Annotated in this window: 8 protein-coding genes and 1 pseudogene; 4 read left to right on the forward strand and 5 right to left on the reverse strand. The window is 62.8% G+C overall.

The window, feature by feature from the left end; genetic code table 11:
- Positions 1–372 (forward strand): annotated as a pseudogene (locus Q8K05_RS00380) (efflux transporter periplasmic adaptor subunit); the annotation flags it as partial.
- Between the two features lie 57 nt (positions 373–429).
- A complete protein-coding gene (locus Q8K05_RS00385) occupies positions 430–3,591 on the forward strand; it encodes an efflux RND transporter permease subunit (protein ID WP_305244574.1) in 3,162 nt (1,053 codons plus the stop codon).
- Here the strand turns inward: Q8K05_RS00385 and glp are convergent.
- The 5 genes from glp to Q8K05_RS00410 all read right to left on the reverse strand — a co-directional run bounded on the left by glp (position 3,588) and on the right by Q8K05_RS00410 (position 9,093).
- On the reverse strand, positions 3,588–4,943 hold the full coding sequence (gene glp / locus Q8K05_RS00390; RefSeq protein ID WP_305244575.1) for a gephyrin-like molybdotransferase Glp: 1,356 nt from the start codon (positions 4,941–4,943) through the stop codon (positions 3,588–3,590). The two genes, Q8K05_RS00385 and glp, sit on opposite strands and share 4 nt — an antisense overlap.
- Positions 4,940–5,572, reverse strand: a complete 633-nt coding sequence (mobA, locus tag Q8K05_RS00395; RefSeq protein ID WP_305244576.1) for a molybdenum cofactor guanylyltransferase MobA — start codon at positions 5,570–5,572, stop codon at positions 4,940–4,942. The genes glp and mobA overlap by 4 nt, the downstream gene beginning before the upstream one ends.
- A gap of 16 nt (positions 5,573–5,588) precedes the next feature.
- Positions 5,589–6,722, reverse strand: coding sequence for a GTP 3',8-cyclase MoaA (moaA, locus tag Q8K05_RS00400; protein ID WP_305244577.1), 1,134 nt, complete (start codon positions 6,720–6,722; stop codon positions 5,589–5,591).
- Between the two features lie 111 nt (positions 6,723–6,833).
- Entirely contained in the window at positions 6,834–7,595 is a 762-nt protein-coding gene (locus Q8K05_RS00405; RefSeq protein WP_305244578.1) for an SDR family oxidoreductase, read from the reverse strand.
- 64 nt (positions 7,596–7,659) lie between these two features.
- Positions 7,660–9,093: an aldehyde dehydrogenase family protein gene (locus Q8K05_RS00410; RefSeq protein ID WP_305244579.1), complete on the reverse strand. Its 1,434-nt coding sequence runs from the start codon at positions 9,091–9,093 to the stop codon at positions 7,660–7,662.
- A gap of 123 nt (positions 9,094–9,216) precedes the next feature.
- Between Q8K05_RS00410 and Q8K05_RS00415 the strand changes: the two genes are divergently transcribed.
- Positions 9,217–9,456: an SMP-30/gluconolactonase/LRE family protein gene (locus Q8K05_RS00415; protein WP_305244580.1), complete on the forward strand. Its 240-nt coding sequence runs from the start codon at positions 9,217–9,219 to the stop codon at positions 9,454–9,456.
- A 57-nt stretch (positions 9,457–9,513) separates the two neighbouring features.
- Positions 9,514–10,086 (forward strand): hypothetical protein (locus Q8K05_RS00420; RefSeq protein WP_305244581.1); only part of this gene is annotated, 573 nt, incomplete at its 3' end.

Raw genomic sequence — 10,086 nt, forward strand, 5'->3', positions numbered from 1 at the left:
CAACGTGTCGAGGTCAAGGTGGGGCTGCGCAGTCCCGGCAAGGTGGAAATTCTGGACGGGCTGGCGCCCGGCGATACGGTGATCACGACCGGTCAGCAGCGGGTGCAGCGCGATGGCACGGTGGTCACGGTGGTGAGCCTGGCGGGCAATGGCGCGCCCAGCCCAAAGGCAGGGCGGCCTGCTGCGGCTGCAGCGCCTGCTGTTCAGGCGTCCGCACCCGACCGTGTGCTGGCCCGCGCACCGGCTGTGCCCGCGCCGGTATCAGGGCCCAACCCTTGCGGCACGCTCGTGTCCGAGGCGCGATCGGCCGCTGCGCCTGCGCCAACGCGCAATGCAGCCCCTGCCAGCCCGGCACCGCGCGATCCCGCCTGAGCCAACAGGCAACGCTAAACCCGTGTTTTAACTTGCGTCACTGACCCACCGCCTCTTATGCAACTCGCTGAAGTCTCCATACGCCGTCCGGTGTTTGCCACCGTGCTGTCGCTGCTCATCGTGTTGATCGGCGCCGTGAGTTTTAACCGACTCACCGTGCGCGAGTACCCCAAGATTGACGAACCCGTGGTGACCGTGAGCGTGCGCTATGCCGGGGCGTCGGCCGAGGTCATCGAGTCGCAGGTGACCAAACCGCTGGAAGACTCGATTGCCGGCATTGATGGGGTGGACGTGATTACCTCCATCAGCCGTGCCGATCAGGCGCAGATCAGCGTGCGCTTCAGGTTAGAGAAAGACGCCGACGCTGCCGCCGCCGAGGTGCGCGACCGCACCTCCCGGGTCCGCAACCGTCTGCCGCAGGCGATTGAGGAGCCGGTGATCGCCAAGGTCGAGGCCGATGCCTTTCCGGTCATCCAGCTGGCGTTTTCCAGCGAATCGATGACCCAGCTGCAAATCAACGACCTGGTCAACAACGTCGTCAAGCCCCGGCTGCAAACCGTCACCGGGGTGGCCGACGTCCGTATTTTTGGCGAGCGCAAGTACGCCATGCGTGTCTGGCTGGACACCGACAAGCTCGCCGCCTACCGGCTGACCACCCAGGATGTCGAAGATGCGATTCGCCGCAGCAACCTGGAACTGCCTGCGGGCCGCATTGAATCACAGCAGCGCGAGTTCAGCGTCACATCGCAGACCAACCTGCTCACCCCGGCCCAGTTCGGCGAGATTGCGGTCAAAACCAGCAACGGATTTTCGGTCAGGCTGCGCGATGTGGCCCGGGTCGCGGAAGGCGCGGCGGACGAGCGCTCCGCCGTCCGGCTGAACGGCCGCTCCGCCGTGGCGGTCGGCGTGATCCGCCAGGCCACGGCCAACCCGCTGGACTTGTCCAAAGGGGTGCGGCAAGTCATCCCCCAGCTCAAGGTCGATTTGCCGCCTGACCTGCTGATTGACATCGCCAACGACAACTCGGTGTTCATTGATCGCTCGGTCAAGAACGTCTACAAAACCATCCGTGAAGCGGTGCTGCTGGTGGCGCTGGTCATTTTTGTGTTTTTGCGCACGCCGCGTGCCTCCATCATTCCCCTGGTCACCATTCCCGTGAGCCTGGTCGGCACCTTTGCCCTGATGGCGCTGGCTGGCTTCACCATCAATACCCTGACGCTGCTGGCGCTGGTGCTGGCGATCGGTTTGGTGGTGGACGATGCCATCGTGATGCTCGAAAACATCTTTCGCCATATTGAAGAGGGCATGGACCCCTTTTCCGCCGGTATCAAGGGAGCCCGTGAAATCGGATTTGCCGTGATCACCATGACGGCCACGCTGGTGGCCGTGTATGCGCCGCTGGCTTTCACGCCCGGACGCACCGGTCGCCTGTTCGTCGAGTTTGCGCTGGCCCTGGCGGGGGCGGTGGTTGTTTCTGGTTTTGTGGCGCTGACCCTGACGCCCATGATGTGCACGCAGCTGCTCCGGCACAACCCCAAGCCCAACCGCTTCGACCGCACCATGGAGCGGGCGTTGACGGCTATGGCTGAGCGCTACGGCGCTTTGCTGCGCTGGGTGGTTTCCGCGCGCTACCAGGCGCCCGCCGGCGCGCGGGGCGTGGGCCAGCGCGTGAAGGGCTTTGTCTTGCAGGCGCGCTGGCTTGTGCTGGGGGTCATGCTGCTCAGTGCGCTGGCCATTGCGCTGATATTTCCCGGCATGAAGCAGGAACTCTCGCCGATGGAAGACCGCGGCGTGATCCTGGCCACCGTCAATGCCCCGGACGGTGCGACGCTGGACTACACCAACCGCTATGCGCAAGCGCTGGAGAAAATGGGCGAGCCCTTCAAGGAGTTTGACCGCATTTTTGCCAACGTTGGCAACCCGACTGTGGCGCAGGCCAGTGTGGTCTACCGCACCGTGGACTGGGACGAGCGCAAGCGCTCCACCATGGAGATGGCGCGTGAATTGCAGCCCAAGTTCAACGCGCTGCCGGGCGTGACGGCGTTTTCCATCACCCCGCCATCACTGGGCCAGGGCTTTCGCGAGCGGCCGCTCAACTTTGTGATCCAGACCTCGGAAAGTTACGAAAACCTCAATACCGTGGTGGAACAGATGCTGGAGGAGATGGCCAAAAACCCCGGCATCGTGTCGCCGAATGTGGATTTGCGCCTGAACAAGCCCGAGTTGCGCATCGAGGTGGCGCGCGACAGGGCGGCTGACCTCGGCGTCAATGTGGACGCGGTGGCCAAGGCTGTCGAGACCCTGCTGGGTGGCCGCAACGTGACCCGCTACAAGCGCGATGCTGACCAGTACGACGTGATTGTCCAGCTTGAGGCCGGCAGCCGCAGCACCCCTGAAGCCATTGAACGCATTTACGTGCGGGGCCGCAATGAGGCCATGATCCCGCTCTCGAGCCTGGTCAAGGTGCACGAAAGCGTGTCGCCGCGCGAGTTGAACCATTTTGGGCAGCGGCGTTCGGTGTCCATCACCGCCAGCCTGGCAGGCGACTATTCGCTGGGTGAAGCGCTCAGCTTCATGGACCAGACGGCGGCCAAAGTACTCAAAACAGGCTACAGCACCGATTTGAACGGCACCTCACGCGAGTTCCGGAACTCACAGGGCGCGCTGGCCATTGTGTTTGCGCTGGCGCTGCTCTTCATTTTCCTGGTGCTGGCCGCCCAGTTTGAAAGCTTTATTGATCCGCTGGTCATCATGCTGTCCGTGCCGCTGTCCATGATTGGCGCGCTGCTGGCGTTGAAGTGGAGCGGAGGCTCGCTCAATGTCTACTCGCAGATCGGCCTGATCACGCTGGTGGGACTGATCACCAAGCACGGCATTTTGATTGTGGAGTTCACCAACCAGTTGCGCGGGCAGGGCATGGAAATGATCGAGGCGCTGGTCAAGGCGTCTTCCCAGCGCCTGCGCCCCATCATGATGACGACCGGCGCCATGGTGCTCGGCGCCTTGCCGTTGGCGCTGGCCACCGGGGCCGGGGCTGAAAGCCGCATGCAGATTGGCTGGGTGATTGTGGGCGGCATGTCCCTGGGCACCTTGCTCACCGTGTTTGTGGTGCCGACCATGTACGCGCTATTTGCCCGGAAAAAGGTGCCGGGCGCCAGCAAGGCCGTGGCCAAAGATCAGCCGGATCACCCCGTTGCGCAGCCAGCCCGTCCGGTCTAGAGCGCGCCGGCAAACATCAAAACATCCACCTCGTCGCCCACCGCCACATTGCCCTGGCCGTGGTGCAGCACCATCAGGCCATTGGCCTCGGCCATGGAGCGCAGCACGCCCGAACCCTGGCTGCCGGTGGTTTTTACCTGCAGTGCGCCATCGGGCGCGGTCGATACCCAGCCGCGCTGGTATTCGGTGCGGCCCGGTTTTTTGCGAATCGTTTCCGTGCTGCGGGCTTTGAGCAGTGGCGGCGGTGCCTCGGTGCTGCCCATCATTTGCAGCAGCGCCGGGCGCACAAAAGCCAGAAAGGTCACCATCACCGCAACCGGGTTGCCGGGCAGGCCAAACAGCACCGCACCATCAGGGTTGCTGTTATTTGTATAGCTACTAGTGCCCGAATTTATTGGGCTATGACCTGATTTGGTGGCTAATATGCGGCCGACTGCCATGGGTCGACCTGGCCGCATCGCGATGCGCCAGAACGCCACATCGCCGAGTTTTTTCATCATGGCTTTGGTGTAGTCGGCCTCGCCCACGCTGACACCGCCCGAGGTGATGATGGCGTCGGCCTGCGTGGCGGCCTCGGTAAACGCCGCCTCCAGCAGCGCCGGGTCGTCACGCACCACACCCATGTCCATCATCTGGCAGCCCAGGCGGCTGAGCATGCCAAACACGGTGTAGCGGTTGCTGTCGTATACCGCGCCTTCGCGCGGCGCTTCGCCCAGCGACAAAATTTCGTCGCCGGTTGAAAAGTAGGCCACCCGCAGCGGCCGCCAAGTGGTTAAGGTTTTTAGGCCTAAAGAGGCTGCTAGCCCAATACGAGCGGGCGTTAGTAGCTCTCCTTTTCGTAGCGCTGCTTTGCCTTGCATGAGGTCCTCGCCGCGCAGCCGGCGGTTGTCGCCCGCACGCAGCAAGGCCGCTGCAATGGTGATGTGCTCCCTATCACCGGCCTGGCCCAGCGTGACGAATTCCTGCGGCACCACGGTGTCCAGGCCCTGCGGCATGATGGCGCCCGTCATGATCTTGACGCACTGGCCGGCTTTCACGGGGCCGTTGTTGCCCTGCCAGGCCTTGCCCGCCAGCGCCGTGCCCATGACCTGCAACACCAGCGGCGCATCCGCCTGCAGCTGGCGGCCATCAAAGGCGTAGCCGTCCATGGCCGAGTTGTCATGCGGCGGCACGTCAAACGGCGAAATCACGTCGGCTGCCAGGACCCGGCCCAGCGCCTCAAACAAGGGCAGTTCCAGTACCTCCCGAACCGGCGTGACCAGCCGCGACAGAAAATCCAGCACTTGGGGCGCAGACAGGGCCTGCGGGTCGTAGCTTTGCAGCTCGGCGGCAATTTGGTCCAGGGTTTTCACGGCAGGCTGGATTCCAGTTGGTGCAGTTCAGCCAGCGTGTTGGCGTTGAAAAAGCCGCGTGCGTCGTCGCCGGGCTGGTCAAACGGCACCACAACGGTCTTGTGCTGCGCCGTCCAGGCGTCGATCTTTCGGCCTCCGCCCTGTGTAAACCGCAGCAGGCTTTCGAGCAGGCTGGTACGCATCAGGCAAAACACCGGCTGCGGCCTCAATTGCCCGTCTTCTTCCCGGGCGGCGGCCACGGCCATGTCGGCATCTTCCCGCGCGAGGGCTTCGGCCATGCGCGCCACCAAGTCCAGCGGGAAAAGCGGCGTGTCGCAGGGCACCGTGAGCAGATAAGGGGTTTCGCAGCGCTCCAGGCCGGTCAAAAAACCGGCCAGGGGCCCGGCATAGTCGCCCAGGCCGGTGCTGTCGGGCCAGACCGGCACGCCAAACGACTCGTAAGCGGCCAGGTTGCGGTTGGCATTGATCATGACCTCGCCCACCTGGGGCGACAGCCGCATCAAGGTGTGCAGCGCCAGCGGCACGCCGTTGAAGTTTTGCATGCCCTTGTCGGCTCCGCCCATGCGCGAGCCGCGCCCGCCGGCCAGGATTACGCCCGTGATGGCCTCAACATGCAATGGGGCATTCATATCAACATTTACCAAATCATCCTCCGATGTAACTCATTTCAACGCGTTTGAACGCGCTGTCCGCCGGGCCGGCATCGGCAGGCAGGGCGGCACGCAGTTCCGAATAGCGGTCTGACCGCGCCTGCCAGATGGGGCCCACCGCCGCCGCGATCTGTTCGTCGGCGTAGTTGCCGCGCAGCAGGGGGCGCAAATCATGGCCCTGGCTGGCAAACAGGCACAAAAATAGCTTGCCTTCGGTCGACAGCCGGGCCCGGTTGCAGTCGCCGCAAAAGGCCTGCGTCACGCTGCTGATCACGCCCACTTCACCGGCGCCGTCGGCATAACGCCAGCGCTCGGCGGTTTCGCCCGCGTAATTCGGGTCAATGGCTGTCAACGGGAACTCGGCATTGAGGCGCTCAATAACCTGCGCGGAAGGCAGCACCTCGTCCATGCGCCAGCCGTTGCTGGCGCCCACGTCCATGTATTCAATAAAGCGCAGCACGACACCGGAATGGCGGAAATGCCGCGCCATGGGCACAATTTCGGCGTCGTTGGTGCCGCGCTTGACCACCATGTTGACCTTGATGGGCGCCAGGCCCACTTTTTGCGCCGCTTCAATGCCCTTGAGCACATCGGCCACCGGAAAATCCACATCGTTCATGCGGCGAAAAACGGCGTCATCCAGCCCGTCCAGGCTCACGGTGACGCGCTGCAGCCCGGCGTCCTTGAGCGACTGCGCCTTTTTGGCCAGCAGCGACGCATTGGTGGTCAGCGTGATGTCCAGCGGCTTGCCAGCGGGCGTTTGCAGCTTGGCCAGCATTTCGATCAGTACTTCGAGGTGCTTGCGCAGCAGGGGCTCGCCACCCGTCAGCCTGATTTTTTCAACGCCGTGCGCCACAAAAATCCGCGCCAGCCGGGCAATTTCCTCAAAGCTCAGCAGCGAGCTCTGGGGTAAAAAGGCATAGTCCTTGTCAAACACCTCGCGCGGCATGCAGTAGTTGCAGCGGAAATTGCAGCGGTCCGTGACGCTGATGCGCAGATCGCGCAGCGGCCGGCCCAGGGTGTCGCTCAGCAGGCCGGAGGGCGCCAACAGCTGGGCCGGAATGCTTGGCACGCGGCTGGCGTAACGTATGTCTGCCAGCGGAATTACTTTGTGTGGTTTGTCTGTCATGGTCAAAATCTTTGGGGTGAATTTACTCCATTGGCCGAGCACATGATGGAATTGGCCGCCTTGCCCCCAGCGACTGCACGTTGTGGCCGTTCAAGTCCAGCGTCCATGCCTTCAAACGCAGCGGGCGCCGTCCACCTCAATGCACACGCCGCTGATGAAATCGGCCTCGTCGCTGGCCAGGTACAGGGCCGCATTGGCCACGTCCAGCGCGGTGGAAAACCGGCCCAGCGGAATGCTGGCGCGGAATCGGGCCTTGCGCTCCTCATCGAGCGGGCCGCCGGCAAACTCGGTCGACAAGCCCGTGTCGGGGTTGAACACCGGGTTGATGCAGTTGACCCGGATGTTGTCGGGGCCCAGTTCCGCCGCCAGTGACTTTGAGGTGGTGATGACCGCCCCTTTGGAGCCGTTGTACCAGGTCAGGCCCGGCCGGGGACGCACGCCCGCCGTGGAGGCAATGTTGATGAAGCTGCCGCCGCCCTGCGCACGGAATACCGGCACGGCGTGAATGGTTGCCAGGTAAATGCTTTTGACATTGATGGCGTAGCACTTGTCAAAGTCATCTTCGCTCACGTCCAGCGCAGGCTGGTTGCGGTGCGTCCAGCCCGCGTTGTTGACCATCACATCCAGCCGGCCATAGCGCTGCACGGCGGCGTCCACCAGGGCCTTGACCTCCGCTGACTTCGTCACATCGGCGGCAAAAAACGAGGCCGTGCCGCCCGCCTTGACGATGGCGGCCACCACCTGCTCGCCCAGTGCGACGTGAATGTCATTCACGATGACTTGGGCGCCTTCAGCCGCCAGGCGCCTGGCGATGCCTTCGCCAATGCCGCCGCCGGAGCCGGTGACGATGATGGATTTGTCTTTGACCCGCATGGGCTTGTCTCCAGATTTGTACTAATACGTGAGCATATTGCATCCCCGGATTCGGGGCTGACCATCAACCGTGCCGCACAGCCACCGTTTTCAGCGTCGTGAACCCATGCAGCGCCTCAAGCCCCTTTTCACGCCCATAGCCCGATGACTTCACGCCGCCAAACGGCAACTCCACGCCGCCCCCGGCGCCGTAGTTGTTGATGAAGTCCTGGCCGCGTTTGATGCGTTTGGCCATGCGGAACTGGCGCGCGCCGTCAGCGGTCCAGACGCCTGCGACCAGCCCGAACCGGGTGGCGTTGGCCAGTTCAATGGCGTGGTCTTCGTCCGTGAAGCTCATGGCGCACAGCACCGGGCCAAACACTTCTTCCTGCGCCAGCCGGTGCATCACCGGCACGTCGCGCAGCAGGGTCGGGGCCTGGTAAAAGCCGGTTTCGGGGGCGTCATCCACGATCTGGCCCTGCGCCACCATGGGAATGCCCGCGACCTGCGCATCGCTTAAAAAGTCCCACACGCGCTGCTGCTGGCTTTGCCGGATCAGCGGGCCCACGTCCAGGTCCATGGCGGCCGGGCCCACATGCAGGTTTTCAAAGGCCTGGCCCAGCTTCTCCAGTAACGGCTCGTAAATGGATTGCTGCACCAGCAGGCGGGAGCCGGCCGAACAGGTTTGCCCAGCGTTTTGAACAATGGCGTTGACGATGGCGGGAATCACCGCGTCCGGGTCGGCATCCGCAAAGACGATTTGCGGGCTTTTACCGCCCAGCTCTAGCGTCACCGGGCAATGGCGCTCGGCCGCCACCTGCTGGATCAGCGTGCCGACGCTGGGGCTGCCGGTGAAGCTGATGTGGTCAATGCCCGGGTGACGGGCCAGCGCGTCGCCCACTTCATGGCCGTAGCCGGTCACGATGTTGATGGCGCCGGCCGGAAAGCCGGCTTCGGCAGCCAACTGGGCCACGCGGATCAGCGACAGGCAGGCGTCTTCGCTGGGCTTGACCACACAGACATTGCCCGCCGCCAGCGCGCCGCCCACGCTGCGGCCAAAAATCTGCATCGGGTAGTTCCACGGAATGACGTGGCCGGTGACGCCGTGCGGCTCACGCCAGGTCATCACGCTGTAGCCGTCCAGGTAGGGAATCGTTTCGCCATGCAGCTTGCCTGCGGCGCCCGCGTAAAACTCAAAGTAGCGCGCCAGCGCCGCCGCATCGGCCCGGGCCTGTTGGGTGGGTTTGCCGCAGTCGCGCTGCTCGATCAGCGCCAGCTCTTCGGCGTGCTCTGCCACCTTGACTGACAAGCGCATCAGCAGGCGGCCGCGCTCTGCCGCGCTGAGCCGGCTCCAGGTCCGGTCCAGGCAGTCGCGGGCGCTGCCTACCGCCACATCGATGTCGTACGCGTTGCCGCGCTGAATCTCGTCGAAAACCTGGCCGTCGGAAGGATCGATGACCGGGATGGTTTTGCCGGACGAGGAGGGCACCGAGGTGTTGGCAATGTAATTGAGCTGCATGTGGTGGATTTTGCGTGAAAGCGTGGCTTGAGGTGTCGCGCTTGGTAAAACTTCAGAGAACTCTTCCGGTTAAGACCTGGCGCATGTCTTGTCCCAAATTATGGGATTCAAACAAGCCCTGCGGTGAATACCAACGGCTGCGTGTGGACCGCATTGCAGGATGGCTGGAGTGTGCTCAGGTTCTCGCCCGATGGCAATCAGGACCGGGTGATTGGCCTGCCCGTTCCGTGCCCGAGCGATGTCTCCTTGGGTGGTGAAAGCCTGGACGTATTCGAAGCGTCCGGGACGCTATATTTACCAAAGCTATCGCGTAAGGTGAAAATAGGCTTTCTCCTTACGGCATTCACCGACATCAAAAAATAACCGTGCCTCAAACACAAGAATTCTGACACTCCTGCTCAGAATTCGAAAAAAGACCACATGCTGCATCAAAAGAATCATCAACACAGGATTAGTCTGATCGCTGGAATAATTCTGATAGCCGTTACCCTGCTGGTGGGCGTAACCGTCTTTATCGTCATGCAGCGTCATGCCCAGGAGCTTCTCAGTAAAAGCCTCCAGTTGTCCCTGCAAAACCGCGTGCAACTGATCCAGACTGAAATTGGAGCCGGTTTTGACCGAACGGTGCTCATTACCACGCGTCCCCTGCTGATTGATCAGCTGCAACGCGTGAATGCAGATGCGAACGACGGCGCGGCCCGTATTGCACTCCATACAGCCGTCCAGTCTTTTCTTTCGACCGGGCTGACGGCCATTGCGCTGCTGGACAAAGACGGACGCGAGCTGGCGCATGCCGGCTCCTTTGCACAGAAGTCAGCGCTGAGCGTTCCGCTTGGTCTGCCGGGGCGCGTGCACTTGATCTGGGATGGGCAACTGTTGTTGCATACCGTGGTCGACATGAAGCAGGCGGGACTCGTTGTGGGCCAGGTCATTGCGGAAACAGCGCTGCCTGTCACCATGGACGCGATCAAGGATGCCAACCTTCTGGGCGAA

This window comes from Polaromonas sp., assembly GCF_030682935.1.
GTDB lineage: Bacteria > Pseudomonadota > Gammaproteobacteria > Burkholderiales > Burkholderiaceae_C > Polaromonas.